At 69.0% G+C, this 22908-nt stretch carries 20 protein-coding genes; 4 read left to right on the forward strand and 16 right to left on the reverse strand.

Annotated elements, in window-relative coordinates; genetic code table 11:
* The 5 genes from GWK61_RS11365 to GWK61_RS11385 all read right to left on the reverse strand — a co-directional run.
* On the reverse strand, positions 1-262 hold a 262-nt coding region (locus GWK61_RS11365; protein WP_194908204.1), incomplete at its 3' end, for a lipoyl domain-containing protein.
* Positions 262-2439 carry an alpha-ketoacid dehydrogenase subunit alpha/beta gene (locus GWK61_RS11370; RefSeq protein WP_194908205.1) on the reverse strand — a complete coding sequence of 726 codons (2178 nt, stop codon included), beginning with the start codon at positions 2437-2439 and terminating at the stop codon, positions 262-264. The genes GWK61_RS11365 and GWK61_RS11370, both read right to left, overlap by 1 nt.
* Entirely contained in the window at positions 2436-2966 is a 531-nt protein-coding gene (locus GWK61_RS11375) for a VOC family protein (RefSeq protein WP_323747513.1), read from the reverse strand. Before GWK61_RS11375 ends, GWK61_RS11370 begins: the two co-directional genes overlap by 4 nt.
* Before the next feature lie 5 nt (positions 2967-2971).
* Entirely contained in the window at positions 2972-4414 is a 1443-nt protein-coding gene (locus tag GWK61_RS11380; RefSeq protein ID WP_194908207.1) for an NAD-dependent succinate-semialdehyde dehydrogenase, read from the reverse strand.
* 11 nt (positions 4415-4425) lie between these two features.
* The gene (locus GWK61_RS11385) at positions 4426-5706 is read right to left on the reverse strand and encodes a M24 family metallopeptidase (protein WP_194908209.1); all 1281 of its coding nucleotides are present in this window, start codon (positions 5704-5706) and stop codon (positions 4426-4428) included.
* A gap of 353 nt (positions 5707-6059) precedes the next feature.
* On the opposite strand from GWK61_RS11385, the gene GWK61_RS11390 reads away from it, so the two are divergent.
* On the forward strand, positions 6060-7097 hold the full coding sequence (locus tag GWK61_RS11390; RefSeq protein ID WP_194908211.1) for a LacI family DNA-binding transcriptional regulator: 1038 nt from the start codon (positions 6060-6062) through the stop codon (positions 7095-7097).
* A 44-nt stretch (positions 7098-7141) separates the two neighbouring features.
* Here GWK61_RS11390 and GWK61_RS11395 read toward each other — a convergent pair whose 3' ends face one another.
* From GWK61_RS11395 to GWK61_RS11435, 9 genes are all read right to left on the reverse strand, one after another.
* On the reverse strand, positions 7142-8071 hold the full coding sequence (locus GWK61_RS11395) for an NAD(P)-dependent oxidoreductase (protein WP_228562134.1): 930 nt from the start codon (positions 8069-8071) through the stop codon (positions 7142-7144).
* Between the two features lie 76 nt (positions 8072-8147).
* The gene (locus tag GWK61_RS11400; protein WP_194908215.1) at positions 8148-8978 is read right to left on the reverse strand and encodes an ABC transporter ATP-binding protein; all 831 of its coding nucleotides are present in this window, start codon (positions 8976-8978) and stop codon (positions 8148-8150) included.
* Position 8979: 1 nt separating this feature from the next.
* Positions 8980-9711, reverse strand: a complete 732-nt coding sequence (locus GWK61_RS11405; RefSeq protein WP_194908217.1) for an ABC transporter ATP-binding protein — start codon at positions 9709-9711, stop codon at positions 8980-8982.
* Complete coding sequence (locus tag GWK61_RS11410; protein WP_194908219.1) at positions 9708-10691, reverse strand: branched-chain amino acid ABC transporter permease; 984 nt, start codon at positions 10689-10691, stop codon at positions 9708-9710. Before GWK61_RS11410 ends, GWK61_RS11405 begins: the two co-directional genes overlap by 4 nt.
* Before the next feature lie 53 nt (positions 10692-10744).
* Positions 10745-11623 carry a branched-chain amino acid ABC transporter permease gene (locus GWK61_RS11415; protein WP_194908221.1) on the reverse strand — a complete coding sequence of 293 codons (879 nt, stop codon included), beginning with the start codon at positions 11621-11623 and terminating at the stop codon, positions 10745-10747.
* 2 nt (positions 11624-11625) lie between these two features.
* Positions 11626-12882: an amino acid ABC transporter substrate-binding protein gene (locus tag GWK61_RS11420; protein ID WP_194908223.1), complete on the reverse strand. Its 1257-nt coding sequence runs from the start codon at positions 12880-12882 to the stop codon at positions 11626-11628.
* A gap of 233 nt (positions 12883-13115) precedes the next feature.
* Complete coding sequence (locus GWK61_RS61515) at positions 13116-13580, reverse strand: hypothetical protein (RefSeq protein WP_228562135.1); 465 nt, start codon at positions 13578-13580, stop codon at positions 13116-13118.
* Positions 13581-13871: 291 nt separating this feature from the next.
* Complete coding sequence (locus tag GWK61_RS11430) at positions 13872-14183, reverse strand: hypothetical protein (protein ID WP_194908225.1); 312 nt, start codon at positions 14181-14183, stop codon at positions 13872-13874.
* A 59-nt stretch (positions 14184-14242) separates the two neighbouring features.
* Positions 14243-15112, reverse strand: coding sequence for an IS5 family transposase (locus tag GWK61_RS11435; protein ID WP_194908227.1), 870 nt, complete (start codon positions 15110-15112; stop codon positions 14243-14245).
* Positions 15113-15334: 222 nt separating this feature from the next.
* On the opposite strand from GWK61_RS11435, the gene GWK61_RS11440 reads away from it, so the two are divergent.
* Both GWK61_RS11440 and GWK61_RS56250 read left to right on the forward strand, forming a co-directional pair.
* Positions 15335-15589 (forward strand): hypothetical protein, encoded by a 255-nt coding sequence (locus GWK61_RS11440; protein WP_194908229.1) that lies wholly within the window; start codon positions 15335-15337, stop codon positions 15587-15589.
* 322 nt (positions 15590-15911) lie between these two features.
* A complete protein-coding gene (locus GWK61_RS56250; protein WP_323747515.1) occupies positions 15912-16583 on the forward strand; it encodes a transposase family protein in 672 nt (223 codons plus the stop codon).
* A gap of 335 nt (positions 16584-16918) precedes the next feature.
* Here GWK61_RS56250 and GWK61_RS11450 read toward each other — a convergent pair whose 3' ends face one another.
* Both GWK61_RS11450 and GWK61_RS11455 read right to left on the reverse strand, forming a co-directional pair.
* The gene (locus GWK61_RS11450; protein WP_194908230.1) at positions 16919-17866 is read right to left on the reverse strand and encodes a hypothetical protein; all 948 of its coding nucleotides are present in this window, start codon (positions 17864-17866) and stop codon (positions 16919-16921) included.
* Positions 17863-18240 (reverse strand): hypothetical protein, encoded by a 378-nt coding sequence (locus tag GWK61_RS11455; protein WP_194908232.1) that lies wholly within the window; start codon positions 18238-18240, stop codon positions 17863-17865. The genes GWK61_RS11450 and GWK61_RS11455 overlap by 4 nt, the downstream gene beginning before the upstream one ends.
* 200 nt (positions 18241-18440) lie before the next feature.
* Between GWK61_RS11455 and GWK61_RS11460 the strand changes: the two genes are divergently transcribed.
* Positions 18441-22823 (forward strand): CHAT domain-containing protein, encoded by a 4383-nt coding sequence (locus GWK61_RS11460; protein WP_194908234.1) that lies wholly within the window; start codon positions 18441-18443, stop codon positions 22821-22823.
* The last annotated feature ends 85 nt before the right edge of the window (positions 22824-22908 follow it).

Raw genomic sequence — 22908 nt, forward strand, 5'->3', positions numbered from 1 at the left:
CATCCAGCCCGTCCGCCGACTCTCCCGCCACCCCCAACACCGCGATCGGCGTCCCGACGTCGACCGCGGTCCCGGCCGGCACCAGGGCCCGCAACAGCACGCCGTCGACCTCGGCCTCCAGATCCACGCTCGCCTTGTCGGTCTCGACCGTCACCAGCGCCTCGCCCGCGGCGAACGCCGCGTTCTCCGCCACCAGCCACGCCCCGAGGACCGCCTCGGTCGTGTTCGCGGCCAGCTCCGGCATGCGGAACACAGTCGCCATCACAACCCCGCGATCTCGCGCAGCACGCGCGTGACGTCCGCCGGTCCGGCAATCGCCGCCCGCTCCAGGACCTTGCTGATGCTCGGCGAGGCCTCGCCGCCGGTCACCCGTTCCACCGGCGCGTCGAGCCAGTCGAAGTAGCGGCGCTGGATCTCGTCGGCCAGCCAGCCGCCGTACGAGGTCCCCAGCGCTCCCTGCTCGACGATCAGAACCCTGTTGGTCTTGCGGATGCTCTCCCCGATCGTCCCCCAGTCCAGGCTCGCCCGATCGAGCCAGCGCAGGTCGATGACCTCGGCGTCGATCCCGGACGCGGTCACCGCCTCCAGGGTGGCGCCGACCATCGCCAGGTAGGTCAGCACCGTCACCGCCGCACCGGGGCGCCGCACGGCGGCGGCACCCACTGGAATGCAATAGTCGAGATCGGTCACCGGCGCCTCGCCCATGGATCCGTACAGGTCGACATGCTCCAGAATGATCACCGGATCCTGGCACCGCAGTGCACTGTTCATCAGTCCCACATAGTCGAACGCCGTCGACGGCGCAGCGATGCGCCAGCCCGCGGCGGTCGCCATGATCCCGGCCGGGTCCATCGAGTGCTGCGATCCGTAGCCGGTCCCCATCGCGACCTTGCTGCGCAGCACCAACGGGACCGCGCCCGAGCCGCCGAACATGTGGCGTGCCTTGCCGATCTGGTTGAAGAGCTGGTCGGCGGCGACCCACATGAAGTCCGCGTACATGAACTCCACGACCGGGGTGAAGCGGCCGTCGATCGCGATGCCGCCGGCCAGTCCGGCGAAGGCGTTCTCGCTGATCGGCGTGCCCAGCACGCGGCCGGGGTGGGCCGCGGCCAGTCCGCGCGTCGCGCCGTTCGTACCGCCGTTGAGGCGGTGCACGTCCTCGCCCATCACGACGATCCCGGCATCCTGGCCCATCCGGTGGTCCAGCACGGCGGCCACGGCCTCGACCAGCTTGCGCGGGGCCAGCTCTCCCCCGAACGTGGCCTGCTCAGCGAACCTCGCGCCGGCGAACTCGCTCAGGTCGCCGCGCACGCCGACGTCCACGAACGCCGGGTCCGGCCACTCGGCGGCGCGGATCCGCCGCTCCCCCGGACGCCCCTCCGGGACCGGCTCCAGCAGTATCGAGCCGATGTCGGCCATCAGGGCCTTCGCCGCGGCGACGTAGTCGGCGATCTGCGACTCGGACAGCAGTTCCCGACGCACCAGGTGGGCCGATACCCGATCGATCGGATCCCGGGCCCGCCAGGCCTTCTCTTCTTCCTTGCTGCGATAGCCGAAAGCACTGCCCGGGAAGGAGCCGTTCTGATGGAAGTACCGGTACACGTCGGCCTCTACGAGCGTCGGTCCGCGTCCGGCCCGCATGTGCTCGACCGCCTCGCCCATCGCGAGGTGGACAGCCAGCGGATCCATCCCGTCGACCTTCCAGCTCGCGATGCCGAAGCCCGGACCGCGCCCGGACAGCCGGGGCTCGCCGGTGGCCTCGCCGACGCTGGTCGAGACCGCGTAGCCGTTGTTCTCCACGAAGAAGCAGACCGGCAGCTTCCAGGCCGCAGCCAGATTGAAGGTCTCCAGAGTCGAGCCGATGTTGATCGCGCCGTCGCCGAAATACGTCACCGACACCGCGTCGGTCCCGGCCTGCCGGTGCGCCCAGGCGAAGCCCGCGGCCTGCGGCACGCCGCCGCCGACGATGGCGTTGGTGCCCATCGCGCCGGCTTCCTTCCACTGCAGGTGCATCGAGCCGCCGCGGCCGTGACTGAAGCCCCGGTCCAGTCCGCAGATCTCGGCCAGCGTGCGCAGCAGCAGCTCCCTGATGTCGGCGCCGATACCGGCGAGCGGGTCCAGCCCTTTGGGCGCGAGATGCCCGAGCGCCTTGGCCAGGAACTGGTGGTGGCCACGGTGCGAGCCGTTGACGGTGTCGGCCGTGGTCAGCCGCAGTGCGGACCCGACCGCGCCGCCCTCCTGGCCGATGCTGGAGTGCGCCGGGCCGTGGACCAGCCCGAGGGAGGCGAGTTCGAGCACGTACTCCTCGAAGACCCGGATCAGGACCAGCTCGGCCAGCATCGTCTTGAGGAGTTCGGGCGCTGCCGTGTCCCAGTCCTTGTCGGTCGTCTTGATCTCGACCCAGGCCACCGCGGGCTTGAGGAACTTGTGAGTGGTCACGCTGCGTCGCCTCGCTCCCGGTCGAACGCCTTGCCGTGCGGATACGAGACGAGTTCGAACTGCATGCCCCAGGGCGCCAGGAAGTAGACCCAGCGCTGGCCCGCGCTCGGACCCCGGCTCACCGTCGGGTCACCGAGCACGGTGACGCCCCGCGAACGCAGGTAGTCGACGGCTTTATCGAGATCCTCGACGTAGAGTGCCACGTGGTGCCCGCCGATATCGCTGTTCTTCGCCTGTCGAGGAATCTGGTCCGACGCCTCGTACTGGAAGACCTCGAACACCGCCTGGCCCCCGCAGCGAAAGAAGTGCAGCTGCCGCATCACCGCACGCGGATGGACGTTCAAATGCTCGCTCATCCACGGGCCGTCGGCGTCCTGGAAGGGTCCGAGGCTGTACATGTACTCGCAGCCCAGCACGTCGACCAGGAAATCGCGGGCCTGCTGAAGGTCGGGCACCGTGAAGCCGATGTGGTCCAGCCGGGTCAGTCCCGGCAGGCCACCGGGCACCCGGGAAGATGTCTCGACCACCGCACTCACCAGTCCACCGCGATGTACTTGTCCTCCAGGTAGTCGAGCAGCCCTTCGTGGCCGCCTTCCCGACCCAGACCGGACTGCTTGACCCCGCCGAAAGGCGCTGCGGGGTCGCTCACCAGACCGCGGTTCAGGCCGACCATGCCATACTCCAGCGCCTCGGCGACCCGCAGGCCGCGGGCCAGATCAGTGGTGTAGACGTAACAAACCAGGCCGTACTCCGTGGCGTTCGCGGCGGCGATCGCCTCGTCCTGGCTGGTGAAGGAGACGATCGGGGCCACGGGCCCGAAGATCTCCTCATCGAGGATCGCGGCGTTCGACGGCACATCGCACACGACCGTGGGCTCGTAATAGAAACCCGGTCTGTCCGGCCTCTTCCCGCCGGTCAGCACCCGCGCCCCAGCGGCGACCACACCGGTCACCAACTCGTCCACCTTCGCCACGGCCGCTTCGTTGACCAGCGGCCCGACCTGGGTGTCCGGCGCGGTGCCGGGTCCGACGACCAGCGCGGCCATCCGCTCGGCCAGCCGCCGCCCGAACTCCTCGGCCACCGGCGCCTCGACATAGAAGCGGTTCGCGGCCGTGCACGCCTCGCCCGCGTTGCGCATCTTGGCGACCATCGCACCCTCGACGGCGGCGTCCAGGTCGGCGTCGGCGAACACCAGGAAGGGCGCGTTGCCGCCGAGCTCCATCGACGCGTTCACCACCCGGTCCGCCGCCTCGCGCAGCAGCACCCGGCCCACCTCGGTCGAGCCGGTGAAGGACACTTTCCGGACCCGCGGATCGTGCAGCATAGCCGAGACCACGGCCCCGGAGCGCCGCGCGGGCAGCACGTTCACCACGCCGGCCGGAACTCCCGCCTGCTCCAGGATCGCCGCGACGGCCAGCGCCGTGAGCGGCGTGTCGCTGGCCGGCTTCAGCACCACGGTGCAGCCGGCGGCCAACGCCGGGCCGATCTTCCGGGTCGCCATCGCGGCCGGGAAGTTCCACGGCGTGACCAGGACGCAGACGCCCACCGGCTGCCGCAGAACCATGATCTTGTTGGTCCCCGACGGCGCGGTCGCCACCGAGCCCTGCGCGCGCACCGCTTCCTCGGCGTACCAGCGGAAGAATTCGGCGGCGTAGGCGACTTCCCCACGCGCGTCGCTCAGGGCTTTGCCATTCTCCAGGGAGATCAGGTTGGCCAGCTCATCGCGGCGCTCGACCATCAGGCCGAACGCACGCCGCAAAGTCTCGGCACGCTCCCGCGGCGCGGTCGCCGCCCAGGCCTTGCCGGCGGCCGACGCCGCGTCCACCGCACGCGCCGCGTCGGCCACGGTGCCGTCGGCCACGCTCGCCACGACATCGCCGGTGGCCGGGTCGAGCACGTCGAAGCGCCCGCCGTCCGAGGCCGACCCCCAGGTCCCGCCGACGTAGAGATCCGTCGGCACATCCTTCATCAGCATCCGAACACCTCTCAGTACGCGTTGGCCACGACCAGGTCCTGCGCCGGGAAGAGCGTCAGGACCCTGGCGCCCTCCGGCGTGAGGACGACTTCTTCCTCAATCCGCGCGGCGGAGAAACCGTCGCTGGCCGGGCAGTAGGTCTCCAGCGCGAAGACCATCCCGGCCTGGAGTTCGACCGGCTCGGTCAAGCTGTTGAGCCGGGAGATGATGGGCCGCTCGTGCAGCCCCAGGCCCAGCCCGTGCCCGAACTGGAGCCCGAAGGCGGCCATCTCGTCCCCGAACCCGAACTCCGTGGCGGCGGGCCAGGACAGCGCGATCTCGTCGGTCCCGACCCCGGGCATCACCTGGGCGATCGCCGCGTCCATCCACTCCCGCGCCCTGGCGTACGCAGCACGCTGGCTCGCCGTCGCGCTGCCCACCGCGAACGTGCGGTAGTAGCAGGTCCGGTAGCCGTTGAAGGAGTGGATGATGTCGAAGAACGCCTGGTCCCCGGGCCGGATCAGCCGGTCGGTGAAGTTGTGCGGGTGCGGGTTGCAGCGCTCGCCGGACACCGCGTTGACCGCCTCGACCTGGTCCGAACCCATCTCGTAGAGCCGCTTGTTGACCAGCGCGACGACGTCGTTCTCCCGGATCCCCGGCTTGAGGACCTCGACCACGTCCTGGTAGACCCCGTCGACCATCGCGGCGGCCTGGTTGAGCAGGGCGATCTCGTCGGAGGACTTGATCTGCCGGGCATCCAGCATGAGCTGCTGGGCGTCGACCACGCGCAGGCCCTGCCGCTGCATCTCGAACAGGAATGCCGGCTCGACGATGTCGACGCCGACCGGCGCGCCGGCCAAGCCGGAGTCCTCCAGCAGGCCCCTGATCTCGCGTACCGCGGACTCCATCAGCCCAGCACTCGGCGGGATGGCTCCCCGCAGGCCGAGCATCCCGGCCCGGCAGTTGTCCGGCTCCAGCCACGGCGAGTACAGGCGGTGGTGCCGCGCCGCCGACCCGAAGTCCCACAGCACCGGCTCGCCGCCGCGGGCGAGCAGCGCGTAGCGCGTCATCTTGTCGCCGAGGGCGCCACCGATCCAGGTCTGGGTGGTGTAGCGGATGTTGTAGAAGTCGAACAGGAGGAACGCGCCACACTCGCTCGACTCCAGAGCGGCCCGAGCGCGGGCCAGACGGTAGTCGCGCAGCCGGCCGAAGTCGACGCGCTGCTCGAAGTCGACCGCGGAGTGTCCGGGGGCGGGCAGGGGGGCGGCGCTCGGCGGCGCGACGGTCGGCTGCGGAGTCGTGCGCGCAGTCATCGGATCGCCCCTGCGCGGGAGGGCTGAGCGGTCATGGCCTGGCTCCTTCGAGCGGAGGGAAAGCAATCGTTTGCCCCGGGGAGCGGGGACCGGGTTGCGGAACGTGATGCCGGGCAGAGCCGCCCGAACGAGATCACGAGGACTGCAATCGTTTGTTGCCGATATGGCCGCCACGGTAGTGAGCGGGGATCGGCGGTGTCAATGGCCGGCGGCCCGCTCCTGACCCGCTCCTCGCACCAGGTCGCGGAAATGCCGCTCGGAAGTCTGCGGCTTCGCCGGCCCGCCGCCACAATCGGTTGCTAAAATGGCGCCGCCGATCATCTCCACATCCTCCGCGCAGGACGGACGCCGCCATGACCCAACCGGGGCCGGTCCCCAAGCCGCCCACGCTGCGGGACGTCGCCCAGCGGGCCGGCGTCCATTCCGGGACCGCGTCGCGCGCGCTGAATCCGCGGACGCGATCCATGGTGAACTCGGACACGGTCAAGCGGGTGCTGCGGGCCGCAGCGGCGCTCGGCTACGAACCCAACCCGATCGCCCGGAGCCTGCGGACGAACAAGACGCACACGGTCGGCATGTTCATCCCCGACGTGTCGAACCCGCTGTTCTCCTCGATGGTGCGCGGAGTCGAGCGGGTGCTTTCCGAGCAGGACTACGCGCTGCTGCTCGCCGACACCGACAACTCCGTCGAGCGGGAGTCCTCGCTCTACACCGCGTTGCGGGGCCGCCAAGTCGACGGCCTGGTGATCGCGACAGCCCAGCGAGACAGCCCGCTGATCGACCGGATGCTGACCGACCAGGTGCCGTTCGTACTGGTCAACCGGGTGTCGCTGGAGCATTCCACGCTCGCCGTGACCGGTGACGAGGCCAGCGGCGTGCGGCAGGCCGTCGCGCATCTGGCGGGACTCGGCCACACCCGGATCGCCTACTTGGCCGGCCCGCAGCGGACGTCGACCGGCGTGGTGCGGCTGGCCGCGTTCCGGCAAAGCATGCTCGAACACGGATTCACCCCGCTGCCCGAGGAGATCGTGGAGTGCGCCTCCTGGAGCGAGGAAGCCGGGTCCGAGGCCATGGCCCGGCTGTGCGCCGCCGGCCTCGCGGCCACGGCGGTGGTGGCGGGCAACGACATGATCGCGGCCGGCTGCTACGACGTCCTCCGGGAGTTCGGCATCGGCTGCCCGGACGACGTCAGCGTCATCGGCTTCAACGACATGCCCTTCGTCGACAAGTTCTCGCCCCCGCTGACGACGGTGCGGCTGCCCAACCGGGAGCTCGGCGAGGAGGGCGCGGCACTCCTGTTGGACCGGATGGCCGGGCAGGCACCGATCGCGAAGACCATCGTGCTGCCGGTGAGCTTGGTGGTGCGGGGGTCGACGGCGCCGCCTCGGTGAACCGCGGCTTCTGGGCGGCGCCCAGAAGCCGCCTCACGCCGCGCTCAGTCCGCGGCGCGCGCCGCGAGCCCGTCCCCGACCTCAACGTCCTCCGGCACAAGCTCCAGGCCTGAGTTGTGGGCCTGCTCGACGAGCAGCGCGGCGAAGTCCTGCTCGCCGTGGCCGCGGGCGACGGCCGCCTCGACCAGCTGCCGGGTCAAAGCGGCGAGCGGCATCGGCATGTGCGACTGCTTCGCCGCGGACAGGCCGAGGTCGAAATCCTTTCGCAGCAGGGTCGTCGTGAACGTCGGCGTGAGGTCGAGGTTCACGAAGGCGGGCGTCTTGTAGCCGCTGAAGACGGATCCCATGACCGAGGCGTTGAGAAAGCCCAGGAGCGCCGCACGGGAGACGCCGCCCTTCTCGGCCAGGACGACCACCTCGGCCAGCGACTGGGTGACGACGCCGAGGAAGACGTTGTGGGCGAGCTTCACCAGGCGGGCCTCCTCCCCATGGCCGACGTATGTCACCGTCTGCCCGATGTCGAGCAGCAGCGGCCGGACCTCGTCGTAGGCGTCGGCGGGCCCGGACACCGCGATCGAGAGCAGGCCGGCCTTGATGACCTTGGCGTTGCCGCTGACCGGCGCGGCCAGGAAGGCGGTGCCGCGCTCGGCGGCCGCGGCGCGGATCCGGGCCGAGGTCTCCTGCGAGACGGTGCTCGAATCCACGATGACGCGGGGCGCCCGTTCCTGGCGCAGCAGGCCGTCGGGGCCGAGCAGGACCTGGTCCAGGTCGGCGTCGGCGCTGACCATGGTGCAGACCACATCGCGGCCGGCCAGGTCGGACACGGCGTCGACGACGACCGCGCCCAGGTCCTCGGCCTTGGCCCGGGTGCGGTTCCACACGTGGACGTCATGGCCGGCGGCGACCAGCCGGGCGGCCATCGCGTGGCCCATGCGGCCGGTTCCGATCCAGCCGAGGGTCGGGTTCTCGCCCAAGGCGACACCTTCTTTCTGGAGTGCTGCGTCAGCCGGGAGGGCTGCTTGCGGTGCTGTGTCGGCTTTCATTTTGGTTTCAGAGCTGGTGGTCACGCCGTGGCGGCCTTCCGGATCGCGGCCCCGCCGCCGGATGGCGCGCGTCCCCGGCGTCCGGTACCACCGGCCGGGGCGTCGCGCCGAGATACAACCGGGCCACCTCCGGATCCTGGAGCAGGCCGGAGCCGGTTCCGGTGAGGCGTACCGTTCCGGCTTCCAGAACGGCGCCGAAGTCCGACACGGCGAGGCCGGAGCGGGCGTTCTGCTCCACGAGCAGTACCGTGCGGCCGGTCGCGGCAAGGCGGGTGACGCTTTCGAAGACGAGCCTGCGCGAGCCCGGGTCCAGGCCGATCGACGGCTCGTCCAGCAGCACGATCTTCGGGTCCAGAACCAGGGTGCGCGCGAGCTCGACCTGCTTCTGCTCGCCGCCGGACAGCGATCCGGCGTGCTCGTGGCGCCGGCGGGCGCAGATCGGGAACATCTCCATCGCGGCGTCGATCCGCTCGCGGACCAGCTTCTTGTCCTTGACCAGGTGCCCGCCCATGAGGAGGTTGTCGGCGACACTCATCGCCGGGAACAGGCTGCGCTCCTGCGGCACCTGGGCGATGCCGAGCAGCAGCCGCGCCTTCGGGCTCAGGGCGCCGATCTCCCGGCCCTCGTGCCGGATGCTGCCCAGGCGCGGTTTGATCAGGCCGCTGACGGCCTTCAGCACGGTGGACTTCCCGGCCCCGTTCGGGCCGATCAGGCAGGTGACGGTCCCGGCCGCGATCGTGAGGTCGACGCCCTTGAGGATATCGCCCGCACCGTAGCCGGCGACCACGCCGGACAGTTCGAGGATCGGTTCGGTGACGATCTCCGTCGTCGCACTCATCTCAGTCTCCCAGGTACGCGTCGACCACGCGCGGGTCCCGTTGGGCGTCGGCCGGCGAGCCGGTGAAGATCCGGGCGCCCCGGTCCAGCACGATCACCGGGTCGCAGAGCCGCATGACGAAGCCCATGTCGTGCTCGACGACGAGGAAGGTGACTCCGGCGGCGTTCCGGTCCCGGATGTGCCGCTCCATGGTCTCGATCAGCACCGGGTTGACGCCCGCGGTCGGCTCGTCCAGCAGGACCAGCCGGGGCGAGCTCATCAGGACCGCCGCGAACTCCAGGAGTTTGCGCTGGCCGTAGGAGAGCTCCGAGGCCAGCAGGTCGGCGACGTGCGAGAGCCGGAACTCCGCCAGGAGCTCGCAGGCCCGTGCCCGGTCCGCCTTGGCGACCCGTGCGGTCAACAGCTGCCGCCAGGAGTATCCGCCGGCGACCACCATGTTCTCGACGACCGTCAGGTGCGGGAAGACCCGCGCCTGCTGGAACGTACGGGTCAGGCCCTTGCGATACAGCTTGCCCGCGTCGGCGTGCGTGACGTCCTGCCCGGCGAACCGGAACCGGCCGCCGTCCGGCTTGAGGTACCCGGTGACCAGATTGAACAGCGTGGTCTTGCCGCTGCCGTTCGGCCCGATCAAGCCGGTGACGCCGCCCTCGGCGACCTCGATCGCGCAACCGTCGAGGGCGCGGACCCCGCCGAAGACCTTGGTCGCCGCCTCGACTTCCAACAGGGCACTCATATGGCCACCCCCCGGACCTTTTCGGACAGCTTCAGCGCGGCGGCGGGCCCGGCGCCGCCGGCCGCCCCGTCGCGGGCCAGACGGGAGACGCGGAGCCGGTCGGCGACCGTCGGGACGATGCCGCGCGGCATCAAGAGCATGATCAAAAGGAACACGCCCGCGTAGGCGATCAGGTAGAACTGGTTGCCGCCGAGCTGGTACGCCAGATACTGCTGCGCCGGGACCAGGATCAGGGCGCCGAGGACCGGGCCCCACAGGGTCGCGCGGCCCCCGAGGAAGACCATCAGGACCATGCCGATGGTCAGCAGCGGGTCGAAAGCGTAGCGCGGATAGATGAAGCCCTGGTAGTAGGCCCACACTCCGCCGGCCATCGCCGCGAGGCCGACGCTCACTGCGAACGCCACGACCTTGATGCCGGTGACGCGGACGCCGATCCCGCGCGCCTTGTCCTCGTCGGCGGCGACCGCCTGCAGGGACAGGCCGACCTTGCTGCGCGTCGCGCCGAACGTGAGCAGCATCGCGACGAGCAGCAGGACCAGCATCGCGTAGTAGAAGGGCCATTCGAAGTGGTCCAACCCGAACGGGGGGACCGGCAGCGACTTGCCCTGTGACCCTCCGGTCCAGGACCGGAGGTTCGTCGCCAGGGTCTGCGCGACGAACAGCAGGGTGATCGTCACGATCGCGAAGACGTCCGAGCGGGTGCGCATCGCGATGAACGCGACGGGGATGCCGATCGCGGCGGCCAGCAGACCGACGAGCGGAAGCCAGTAGAAGGGCTCGTATCCGCTGGTCACCTGCCGGTGCTGGAACAGCAGTGCCACGCTGTAGGCGCCGACGCCGAAGAACGCCGCGTGCCCCAGCGACGGATAGCCGGCGAAGCCTCCGACCAGGTTCCACGAGCTGGCCAGCGCCGCGTACATGAGCGTGAAGAACAGCAGGTTGAGGACCCAGTGGTCCAGCCCGAACAGCGGAAGACTCACGGCGATGACGGTGAATCCCCCGCCCCGCACGGCACTCAGACTTGTCCGGCGCGTCACAGCGACCCCCTTTCCGTGGCCCCGAACATGCCCTGCGGACGGACCAGCAGGACCGCGAGCAGGATGATGAAGAACGTGAACTCCGCCCAGGTCGGGTTGATCGTCGAGGCGACGACCGCCGAGGACGTGGAGATGATGATCGCGGCCAACACCGCACCGCCGATGCTGCCCATGCCGCCGAGGACCACGACTGACAGCAGCTTGCTGATGAGGTCGTAGTGGCTTCCCGCGTTGAAGGGGAACAGGAGTCCGTACACGGCGCCCGCCGCGCCGGCCGTCGCCGCGCCCAGGCCGAAGCCGAACGCCGACACCCGCTGGGTGTCCACGCCGAGCAGCCGCGCGCTGGCCGGGTTCTGGACCGTGGCCCGCACCGCGCGGCCGAAGCCGGTGAAGCGCAGGATCGCGTAGAGCACGGCCAGGAGCACGATCGACAGCGTGAACGCGGCCAGGCCGACCAGCGTCACCTGATACCCGAACAGCGTCCAGCTCTTGTTGGCGTAAGAAGTGTTGATGGCGCGGAGGTCGGTCTTCCAGACGACGCTCATCACGCCCTCGATCAGCAGCGCGACGGCGAACGTCACCAGCAGGCTGAGCTGTGCCGAGTCCTCACGGCGCAGTGGTCTCAGGAACACCGCCTGGACCGCGACGCCGATCACGAACATCGCGGCGGTGGTGATCGGGATGGCCAGGAACGGGTCGATCCCGAATTTGGTGAACAGGGTGTAGGACAGGTACGCGGCCAGGATCACCATCGCGCCCTGGGCGAGGTTGACGACTTTCATGACCCCGAAGATCAGGGTCTGGCCGGAGGCCATCAGCGCCAGGACCCCGCCGGTGAGGACACCGAAGATGATCCCTTGGATCAGTGCGTGCATGCTCAGCCGCCCCAGTTCGGCTTCGGGAAGACCGGCGCGGCCTGCGCACGGTCCGCCGGGTAGACCGGGGTGAGCTTGCCGTTCTCCCACTCGACCAGCGTGAAGGCGCCCTGCGGCCGGCCTACGGCGTCCCAGCTGAGCGTGCCGAGGACGGTGGGCCAGCTTCCGGAGTGCAGAGTGCTGATGACGGTGGCGTTGTCGATCTTGCCGGCCTGCTTGGCGACGTCCTCGACCAGCTGCCCGGCGGCGTACGCCTCGGCGGTGGAGTTGTCGATCTGGTCGATGGTGCCGCCGTACTTGGCCAGGTAGGCCGACGCGAACTCGGCACTGCCCGGGGCCTTCGTCGCGGGATACCAGTCACCGGCGGAGAAGACCCCGGCGACATTCCCGGCGCCGACCTTGTCCGGGAACTCCACCGGCGAGTTCGCGCCGTTGGACATGAACAGGAACTTCGGCGAGAACTTCAGCTGCACCATGGACTTGACCTGGCTGTACGCGTCCGAGCTCTGGGTCCCGCTGACCACGACGTCCGGGTTCGCGGCGGCGACCTTGGCCATGACCGGCCCGAGGTCCAAGGTCTCGGCGGCGTACACCTGCTTGTACACCGTCCGGATCCCGGCCGCCTCGAAGCGCGCCCGGATGTCCTCGGCGATCGGCGCCGAGAACGGGTCGTCGAGCTCCGCGTACGCGGCGGTTTTGGGCCGCTGATCGGCGGGCAGGGACAGGATCCAGTCCGCGAAGACCTCTCCGGACTGCACGACCGGCGCCGGCTGGACGAAGAACAGATTGCCGAGCTTCTGGTCGAACACGGCGGGACCGCCGCCAGCCGGCTCGATGAACGCGTAGCCGTAGCGCTTCGCGACCTGCGAGGCGGGGACCGTCAGCAGGCTGGAGAAGGGACCGAAGACCAGGTCCGCATGGTCGCGGTTGATGAGGTTCTGGTAGTTGGTGACGACCTGGTCGGTGCTGGAGGCGTCGTCGACGACCTTGATGGTGACCTGGCGGCCGAGGATGCCGCCGCTCTTGTTGACCGTGTCGGCCCACAGCTGGTAGCCCCTCTGCACCGCCTTCCCGCTGTCGGCGAAGTCCCCGGTCAGCGACAGCGAGGCGCCGATGACCAGCGGCCCGCTGGTCTTGCCAGCGGCCGCGCCACGGCCTGTGGACGAACCGGTCGACTTCGCGCACGCGCCGACGCCCGCGACCACGACCACGGCGGCCAGCAGCGCCGCCGGACTCAGAAAACGATTGCGTCTATCCATGGCCGAACTCCTCGTGCCAGAGAAATGAGAGAGCTGATCCCCAGGGGTCAGAGCCCCGGGCATGGGCGGATCCGACGTCACAATCGATTGCAGTAACAATCGATTGCAAGCACGATGGCGCGCAAAGGCGGGAGGTGTCAAGAGTTTCGTCACACGGTCGCAACAGGACGGATCTGGAGCTTCGGGCGTACCTGTCCGAACAGTGCGCCTGCCGATAATGTCGTCCAGACAGGTCAGGCCACGTGTTGGTACTCGTGGATGATGCCACCGAGTCGGTCGTGTCGACGGATATCAAGGCCGGTGATGCGCTGTGGGTCGGCGATTGGTGCGGGCACTGCACGTAGCGGCGCGGCCTGCTCCATCGCTTGGCGAGCCCAATAGTGGTTGTAGGTCTCGTACTCGTGCAGGGCGTGCAGCAGGTGACGCTGGTTCCAGATCAAGGTGCGGTCCAGCAGCTCGCGGCGGCAGGTCTGCACCCACCGCGCCATGACCGAGTTCATCCGCGGCACCCGGATGCCACTGAGCACGACCTGAATCCAGGCCTGCGCAAGGATCTCGTCGAACAGCGGCGGGAACTTCGCATCCCGGTTCCGGATCAGGTACTTGACCGCGGCTCCGGCTTCTTCCAGATCCATGACCAGGTTCCGCGCCGCTTGCGCGACCCACGCAGCAGTGGGATGGGCCGTGGTGCCCAGCACACGGACCCGCCGCGTGGCGTGCCCGATAACAGCCAGGATGCACTGGCGCTGCCCGTTCAGCGTGACGGTCTCGATGAAGTCGCACGCCAGCAGCGCGTCAGCCTGGCTGCGCAGGAACGCGGCCTAGGTCGTGACGGTGCGCTCGGGCGCCGCCTTTGATGCCCTCGTCCTTGAGAATCTCCCAGACGGTCGAGACCGCGACCTTTATGCCCAGAGTAGCCAGCTCGCCATACACGCGGCGATAACCGCAGCTTGGGTTCTCCCTGACCAGGCGCAGCACTAGGGCGTGTTTTAGAAGTCGCGTGGAGGTGTGGCGCTGTAGCGGGCAGTGAGCCAGATCGTGACGTCTCGGGCGATGCGGCCGAGGTCGTGCTGAACGGTGAGCTCGTGCTCGCGGTAGCGGGCATCTCGCAGCTCGACCTCGTAGCCGCCGTCGTCCAGCAGCGATACCGAGGCGAACCAGTCCTGTTCTTCGCCGTCGTTCTGAACTACGACGAAGGTGTTGTCGGTGTGGTTCAGCTTCTGAAACATCATGAACAGCCCGTCCTCGGAGGGGCTCGCGGTGCTGTCGCCGTTCTCGGCGTCGGCAATATAGCCGGGCATCGGGGTCCTTCCGGTTCAGGCGGTGTGCGGGCACCAGCATGGCAGGCGCCGATCGGGGATCACAGCCACTCGGCCAGCGCGGCAATGGTCACGGTGGCGGTGAACCGGACGGCGAGTTTGTCATATCTGGTGGCCACGGCGCGGTACCGCTTGAGCCGGTTGATCCCGCACTCCACGGCGTGGCGCAGCTTGTAGTCATCCTTGTCGAACACCGGCGGGCGGCCACCTGCGCTGCCGCGTCGTTTGCGTCCGGCGATCTGGTCGCGGCGCTCCGGGATGGTGGCCCGGATCCCGCGCTTGCGCAGGTAGGCCCGGTTGGCCTTCGAGCAGTACGCCTTGTCCGCGCGCACCCGGTCCGGACGGCACCGCGGCCTGCCGGCTCCGATGCGCGGCACCCGGATCGCCTCCAGGACCGGCACGAACTGCGGGGAGTCCCCGCGCTGCCCAGCGGTGACCACCAGCGCGAGCAGCCGCTGACCGTGTTCACATGCGAGGTGAATCTTGCTGGTCAGCCCGCCCCGAGACCGCCCCAGACCGTGATCGGCGGGCTCGGCCTGCACCCCGCCAGGCGGCTCCTTCTGCGCCGCTCCGTCCCTGCGGGCACCGGCCGCATGCTGGTGAGCCCGGCAGATCGTGGAGTCCACCGACACATCCCAAATGATCCGCTCGGCAGCATCAGCCCTGGCCTGCAGCTGTGTGAGCAGCATCGCCCACACACCCTCGCGCTGCCAACGCCGGAACAGACCGTAGACCGTCTGCCAAGGCCCGTACTCTTCTGGCAGGTCACGCCACGGCAGACCAGTGCGGACTCGATTCCGCACCCCATCGATCAGCCTGCGCTGGCACAGCGCGGGCCGCCCCGAGGCCGCCACCGGCAACAACGGCTCCAGCGCCGCCCACTGCGCATTATTCAAGTCCCCACGCGCCACACCGAGATCATCCCGGCATGGCGCGTTCAGCGCAGCAGGGTTCTAAAACACGCCCTAGACGCCTCACTCGTGCAGGCGGCCAGCCATGTCTCGGTCGCCCCTCAGCCCTGGCAGCAGTCTCACCCGAAGGGAGCGTTGGCCAACTTCAGTGAGACGAGACTGACTCTTCGGCCAGCTTGGATGAGAACTGGCCAGGTCCACTGAGACAGGTCAGCTGACCTGGTGAAGACCTACCATGCCGAGGTCGCTAAGCGTCTGGAACTCAAAGAAGGCCGGCTCGGCAAGCTGAAGTGGATGCTGCCCGTCGGCACCGACGGGACCACCGCTATCGTCCAGCCCCACCTGGACCCCTACCTTGCGGCGACTATGGCTGGCTACGGACACTTTGATCGGTTCGTGATGGAGCGCTACGTCTTCGGCTGGCGCCCCGCCAGCTTCATCGACCGGAAGCTCCGGCCCTTCGTGAACGGCGAGTAGGTCCCGACGCCCGGCGGCCCAGGACAACCCCCGCCGCCGGGCGATCCTGCGGCCGCCAGGGCTTCGCCGCGATCTTCAACGGCTGAGACGCGCACCGCTGGCGGGAAGCGGCTCACAACTTGCCTTACTTGCCTAAAGCTCCTGCAACACCCTCACCAGCAGGAAGGCTTGACAACCCAAGATAACACTCGACCTGGTCTACCAGTGCCGCCTTCCGCTGTCCACGAGCACCGTCACCTACGTCGCCGACCTGCTGCGCAAGCATCTGAAGGCGATCGGATCACGCTGGCGATCCCGGTCCGCGGGCCAGACCGCGGTGCTGGTGCTCGCGGTGCTGCGCCACGACCAGCACGCCGCCGACCTGGCCAGCGGCAACGACGTGTCCGACACGACGATCCGGCGCTGGACCAACGAGGTCGTCGACCTGCTCGCGGCCAAGGCGCCGCGCCTGGACCGCGCCCTGAAGAAGATCGCCCGACGCGGCGGGGAGGTCGTCCTGATCGACGGCACCTTGATCCCCACCCGCCGCCGCACCGGCCAGGCCAACAGGCACAACTACTCCGGTAAGCACCACCGCCACGGCCTGCACTTCCTCGCCCTCACCGACGAGAACGGCCGCCTGGCCTGGATCTCCGCCGCCAGACCCGGCCGCACCCACGACGCCACCGCCGCCCGCCACGACCACATCGTCGACCACCTGAAAGCCGCCGGCCTCGGCGCCCTGGCAGACCTCGGCTTCCTCGGCGTGGACAAGCCAGCCGACCCCGACGACCTGGTCATCATCACCGGCTACAAGGCCACCCGCTACCGCAAACTCACGACCGGTCAGAAAACCGCCAACAAGATCCTGGCCGCCGGACGCGCACCCGTCGAGCACGGCTTCGCCCACCTCAAAAACTGGCGCATCCTCACCAAACTCCGCACCAACCCCGCCCGCGCCACCAACCTGCTGCGCGCCCTGCTCGTCCTGACCAACGTCGAAGCCGATCGATGACAGATGATCTAGACCCAAGACAGTCGCAGCCAACCAGCACGAGCACCTACCAACCCTGCCACGCCAGCGGCCTGACCAGCTACTTCAAGATGGCAACCGCCCAATCGGTTAATGGCCGGTCTCGAGTGCGGCCGGCATGCCTTCGGTGCTGTCGGCACCCGCCTGTCCTTGCCACCAAGCCACAGGGCCCCGCCTCTACACGGTGAGCCCAGTCGCCCGCCCGGGCCAGCACATGCACATCGACGCCACCCCGCTCGATATGCTCGCGCTGCTCGACGACGGGATCGGGCGGCCGCGTCGACCGGCTGGAGACCCTTGCGCGCACCCGGCGGTGATCAGGGGCGTTTGCGCAGCTGAGTAGTTATGGCAGCGCCCAACGAAGCATCAAGACGGTCGGTGTCAGCAACTCCGAGCTGCTTGGCCAGCGCTGCGCTGTAGAGGTCCACCACCGCCTCAATCAGCTGTGCGAGGACGTCGGCCGCCTGCCGTCCGCGGAGCCAGCCGGTCACCGACGTGGCCAGGCCGATGACCGCAGCCGGCCACCACCACGCGCCCACGATCACGTAGAGAAGTCCCCAGCCGGTCAGCCGGGCCGCGGTGGAGTAGGCATCCTGCGCTGTGCCGACCTCTTGGCGCGCGGAGTCCGGAACGACGAGCCACAGCGCTGGCCAGGCGCTGGCCAGGTCCAGTTCGTATGCTGTGCCGATGCGCCGTTCCGTGAGCAGCAGCCGGTCACCGATCCAGGTCGGACGTTCCGGTCGGACTAGTCCGATCCGTTCGCGCCGCGCAATGGCGGAATCAGCGTAGGCAGGCAGCTTCGGCACGGCCGGGGTGGAAGGCCGGGCCGCGGTGCCGGGCCCCTGCCGCCCGGTGGGCGGATAGATGCTCAGAGCCGCCTTGCGGATACCGGCCGCCTCCCGTGATTCCGCCCGGGTCCAGCGGCGGCGGCGCCAGGCGACCAGAAGACCGGCGGGCCGGCGAAGCCCGGGCGTCACCCAGAACCTCTCGACACCGTGACCGGCCAATGTGCCCGCCAGCCCGGCCGCGGCACTGGCCGCCAAGACGCCGGCGGCGATGAGGGCAAGCCCACCGCCGCTGTGTGCCTCGGAACTTTGCGACGCAGCGTCGGCCGCGCGGGAGAGAGCGGTGACGCTGACCGCATCAGGCTGTCCAAGACGCAGCGCCGCCGCGATCGCGGTGACGAACAGCAGGCCCGGCATGACCAGGACGGAGATCCACCGATCGGCGAGCCGGCCGCTAAGTTCGCTCAGGAAGTTCGTCACTTCGCCAGCTTGCGCAGCGTGCACGGGCCTTGGAGTATCGCGCACATCGGTGACGGGTTCTCGCCCCCGGCCACGTCGACGCGACTGCACCGCGCCGCCGGGCACATCCAGACCTCGACGAACCCGTGCGGCCCAGTGTCAGGCAGCGAACGGAACGACCGGAACCCCTCGGTCAGCCCGCCGTCGAACCCGTGATCCCGGAAGACCCGGTCCAGCTCGTCCAGATCGGCCGTCACGACATCGGGATCCCAGTTCGGGCCCGCCACCACACCGAGCACGCGCTCCAGGACCTCGGAAGCACCGAATTCGGCGGCCAGTTCCCGGGCCCCGCCGTCGCCCAGCGCCACGCAGAGCCGCTCAAGGCGCTGATCCACAGCTCCCAACACCCGACCTCGTTTCCGTGGTATCGGCGCAAATCCTTCCCCGGAGGCGGCGCGATGGGCACTACTGTAGTCACAGGGAACGATGACCTGAAGAGCCGACTGGTCTCAGACCACGGATGGTCGGGGTGATGCCTGTGTTCCGACGGATGGCCCGCCTGGGTAGTCACCGCGAGGCCACCGACATTGGTGCGATGTTTCAGGAGCTCGCGCAGATCGGCGAACAGGTCGCGGAATCCGGCAAGTTCGACAGTGCCAGGGCCGTGCGCGCGGCACGCGCCGGCCTCGCGGCCACCCCTGCCGACAGTTGCGACCATGGCCTTTTCCAGCATTACCTCGGCGTTGCGCTGCTACACCGAAGCAATCTCAGTCTCGACGAGCAGGACCTCGTCGAGGCGCTGCACGCACTCAGGATCGCCGTGGCGCTGGTCCCCGAAGGCCACCCCGAGCACTCGGATATTGTCATCACGCTGGAAGGAGCGACGCTGAGGTCAGCGCTGGTGAGCGGTGGCCGTGAAACCTTCGAGGAAGTAATCGCCACCGCCCGGGCACGGGTGGCCGCCATGCCTGACGATGACCCTAGGCACACGCTCGGGATGATCTCTCTCGGCCACGCGTTGCGGGGCCTGGGCGGGCAGAACCACGACGTGGCGATGCTCGAAGAGTCAGTATCGGTCACGCGCGCCACCCTCGACAGCCTGCCCTCCGACTGGCAGCTCGCCCACGTTTGCCAGTTCTCCCTCGGCGTGTGCTTGTGGACGCTCTACCGCGAGAACAACGACACAAACGCCCTGGGTCAGGCCATCACGGCCATCAAGGAAGCGATCGCGAATGCGCCCGAAGGCATACCCGAGGTGCAGGCGTACTGGGACCTCCTCGGAGACGCTCTGGAAGAGCACTACAAGGTGACTGCGGACGTGGACGTTCTCGCCGAGAGCCTGCATGCGGGCCGTGCTTCGGGTCTCACCGGTGCGACGTACCTGGTCGACAGCGCCAGACGGCTGGTCATGTTGGCCGGACACACCGGCAGTCCAGACATGCTGACCGAGGCAGCCGACGCCTGGCGGGCCGTGGTGGCGGCGACTGCAGCCGACGATCAGAACCACGCAGTCCGCCAGTCCCAGCTATGCAGTGCACTGGCTACTCTGTACGAACGGACTGGACGGGTCGAGCACCTACAGGAGGCCGTGCAAGCAGGCCGGGCCGCAGTAACCAGCGCCCCCGGCGTGCTCACCCACTGGACCGATCTGGCCGAGGCCTGGCACCTTCTGTTCGACACGACCGCCGATCTGGATGCCTTGGCACAGATGGACGCCATCCTGCGGGAGGCCGCGGCCTTACCGGGGCTGAGTGACGAGGACCGGGGCATATGCCTGAATGGGCTCAGCGTCACGCTTCACCTCCGATACGAACAGACCGGGGATGCCGCGTCCCTGACGCAGGCAATCGCGTTTGAGCGCGAGGCCCTGCTGACGACCCCGGACGATCCCACGTACCTGTCGAATCTGGGCGCCGCCCTCTGCTCCGAGTTCGAATGCTCGGCCGACCTCGGAGCGCTCGCCGAAGGCGTCGACGCTTGCCGGGCCGCGGTGGCCGCGACTGCGCATGACAGCTCCGACCGTGCCTTGCGGTTAGAAAACCTCGCCTCTGCGGCCGCGACCCTGTTCCACCGGACGTCCGACTCAGATCTTCTAGACGAGGCGGTCGCGGCAGCCCGAGAGGTTGCATCCTCCGTATCCGCTGGCGAGACCGTAAATGCTGAGAGCGCCGGCCACCTGAGCAACGTCGCCACGACGTTGCTCGCCTGCTACCTCCACACAGGGGAGACGGAAGTACTCGCCGAGGCAGTGGCCGCGAGCCGCGCCTCGGTGATCGCGTACCCGCCGGATGCGCCCAACAGAGCACGCATCCTGTCCAACCATGCGGTCATTCTCGCCACCACTTACCTCAGAACCGGCGAGAGCGAACTGCTGGACGAGGCCATGGAAACGGGCCGCGCCGCCGCGACCCCCGCCAGCGCTCGCCATGCGGAGTACGCCACCCGCTTGACCAACCTGGGCACACTCCTGCTCACCGCCTACTCCAGGACCGGGGATCCCGAGACGCTGAGGCAAGCGGAGGAAGCCAGCCGGGCCAGCCTCGCAGAGGCCCGGCCCGACCAGCCCGACTACCCCCGCTACCAGTCGAACCTCGCGATCATCCTCGCCTACAGCTACCTGCGCACCGGAGACCGGCAGTCGGCCGCCGACGCTCTCGACCACGCTCGACGCGCCGTGGCTGCTACCGACCAGCAGAGCTTGGACCTGGCGCGATGCCAGTCCAACCTCGTCATCGTCCTGCTGTGCGTCTACCGTAGAACCCAGGAGCTCGAAGCTCTCCAGCAGGCCGTCGCCGCAGGCCGGGCCGCAGCAAGCGTCGGTCCGGCTGCCTCCGTGTACGCATACTGTCAGTCGAACCTAGCTCAGGCACTCGCCGTGCTCTACCTGCGTACCGGCTCCGTGGACCTACTCACCGAAGCCGAACAATCCGCCAGGGCCGCGCTCGCCGCCGCGGGCGAAACCATGCGTGCGATCGTGCTGTCACACTTGGGGGCGGTTCTCGTCGGCCGATACGGAGAGGACGAAAGCCTCGACACCCTCACCGAGGCGGTAGCCGCCCTCAGGCAGGCGGACGATTCAGCCCTCGTCAACGACCCCAGCCGCGGCATGTTGCGTACCAACCGCTGCCGAGCCCTCCTGCTTCTTTACGACCACGAACGCGATCTGGGACTGCTTGAGGAGGCCGTCGCCGCCGCGAGATCGGGGTTGACTGCCCTGACCGACCAGGCACCCGATAACGCCCGTGCCTCCACCGTACTGGCTCGTGCCCTGCGCATGCTGCACGAAGAGACGGGGCAATCCCAGCCTCTCGCAGAGGCACGAGCAGTGCTCGTCAAAGCGTTCCGGTCGGCTTCCCCGCCCCTGGATCGGATCGAGGCCGGGCTGGAACGCGCGCACGCCGAGACCCTCGCGGGCGATCTCAATGCGTGCGTTGCGGCGATGGAAGGCGTCATGGAGCTCATACCGCTAGTGGCGCCCGGTGGACTGCGCAGGAACGACCGTGAACACCGGCTCGGCGAGACCGCAGGAATCGCCGCCGCCGCGGCCGCGAGCGCTGCGGCGGTCGATGCCCCTGGCCGAGGAGTCCAGTTCTTGGAACAGGCGCGCGGCCAGTTGCTGAGCGAGGCCATGGACGCGCGAGTGAACATTCGCCGCCTTCAGCAGCATGCCCCCGAGCTGGTCGAGGACTTCGAGTCGCAGCGCGCCCACGCCACCGATGCCGAGGTCCCGCTGCTCCTCGCCCCCGAATTCGCAGTGCCCCATCCCGACCTGGCGAGAGGGCCGCAGCACGAGACCGACGACGGATCGGCGCTGCTCGCACGTATCAGGAGCCGCCCGGGCCTTGCGGACTTCATGATCGCCCCTTCCCTCGAGGAGCTGTACACCCAGGCACAGGACGGCCCAATCGTCATGGTCAGCGCCGCCTGGAACCGAGGTGACGCGCTTATCGTGACGCGCGACCCGCTACGGCCGGTACTGCAGGTGCCGCTTCCCGGCCTCACCAGCGACACCGCGTTCGACACTGCAGTACGGCTGTACACCGCCCGCCAGACCGCCACCGAGGACCCGGATCTGCGCAGGCGCCCTCCGGCCCAGCGCGATCTGCTCGACACTCTGGCATGGCTCTGGGACACCATCGCCGAACCGGTGCTAACCGCGCTCGGGCACACCAGCGCGCACCGAGAGGGACGGTGGCCGCGTCTTTGGTGGTCCCCGGTGGGAACGCTCGCCCTACTGCCGCTGCATGCGGCAGGCCACCACAACGAGGTCGGCCAGACCGTCATGGACCGGATCATCTCCTCCTACACGCCGACCATCCGAGCCCTGGCGTACTCGCGACAGGTGCGTCCACGCCCCGACAATGCCGGCAAATATCTCATCGTCACCATGCCCGACACGCCCGACACGCACAGCGCCTCCGCCCTGCACCGCATCGAGGAGGAGGCGGCGCTGGTTGCCAGCCTGCTGCCCGGAGCCAGAGTCCTGACCGGGCCCGAGGCCACCCACCAGAGTGTCGCCGAGTCGCTCCAAGGACGCCAAATCACCCACTTCGCCTGCCACAGTCTGAGCGACTGGGACAACCCGGGGCTCGGCAAGCTCCTGCTCCACGACCACGCAACAGATCCGCTCACCGTCGAAGCCGTCTCCCGGCAGCACCTCGCCGGAGCCGAGCTGGCCTACCTGTCCGCCTGCTCCACCACCGCCGCGAGCCTGCGGCTCCTCGATGAGAGCCTGCACATCACCTCGGCCTTCCAACTCGCCGGGTACCGCAGCGTGATCGGCACCCTATGGCCCGTCAGCGACCACGCGGCAACCCGGGTCGCCACGGACGTCTACCGCCACCTCACCGCCGACGGCACCCGACCGCCGGACACGTCGGCCGCGGCCCAGGCCCTCCATCACGCCACCCGGCGCCTGCGTGCCGATCTCCCCAGCCTACCGACCGCCTGGGCGGCACATATCCACTCCGGGGCATAAGCTCTCGCAGAATGTCGGTGTGCACGCCTTGACGGTGCGGGTGCCGATTATCTCATACACGCAGGTCAAGCAGCATGCTCGTACT

The organism is Catenulispora rubra (assembly GCF_015356825.1).
GTDB lineage: Bacteria > Actinomycetota > Actinomycetes > Streptomycetales > Catenulisporaceae > Catenulispora > Catenulispora rubra.

What these genes read in the sequence shown, in the direction of transcription:
- GWK61_RS11380 (WP_194908207.1), bottom strand. Translation starts at nt 4,414, where the DNA reads ATGCTGATGAAGGATGTGCCGACGGATCTCTACGTCGGCGGGACCTGG.
- GWK61_RS11415 (WP_194908221.1), bottom strand. Translation starts at nt 11,623, where the DNA reads ATGCACGCACTGATCCAAGGGATCATCTTCGGTGTCCTCACCGGCGGG.
- GWK61_RS11460 (WP_194908234.1), top strand. Translation starts at nt 18,441, where the DNA reads ATGTTTCAGGAGCTCGCGCAGATCGGCGAACAGGTCGCGGAATCCGGC.
- GWK61_RS11420 (WP_194908223.1), bottom strand. Translation starts at nt 12,882, where the DNA reads ATGGATAGACGCAATCGTTTTCTGAGTCCGGCGGCGCTGCTGGCCGCC.
- GWK61_RS11385 (WP_194908209.1), bottom strand. Translation starts at nt 5,706, where the DNA reads ATGACTGCGCGCACGACTCCGCAGCCGACCGTCGCGCCGCCGAGCGCC.
- GWK61_RS11390 (WP_194908211.1), top strand. Translation starts at nt 6,060, where the DNA reads ATGACCCAACCGGGGCCGGTCCCCAAGCCGCCCACGCTGCGGGACGTC.
- GWK61_RS11400 (WP_194908215.1), bottom strand. Translation starts at nt 8,978, where the DNA reads ATGAGTGCGACGACGGAGATCGTCACCGAACCGATCCTCGAACTGTCC.
- GWK61_RS11405 (WP_194908217.1), bottom strand. Translation starts at nt 9,711, where the DNA reads ATGAGTGCCCTGTTGGAAGTCGAGGCGGCGACCAAGGTCTTCGGCGGG.
- GWK61_RS11430 (WP_194908225.1), bottom strand. Translation starts at nt 14,183, where the DNA reads ATGCCCGGCTATATTGCCGACGCCGAGAACGGCGACAGCACCGCGAGC.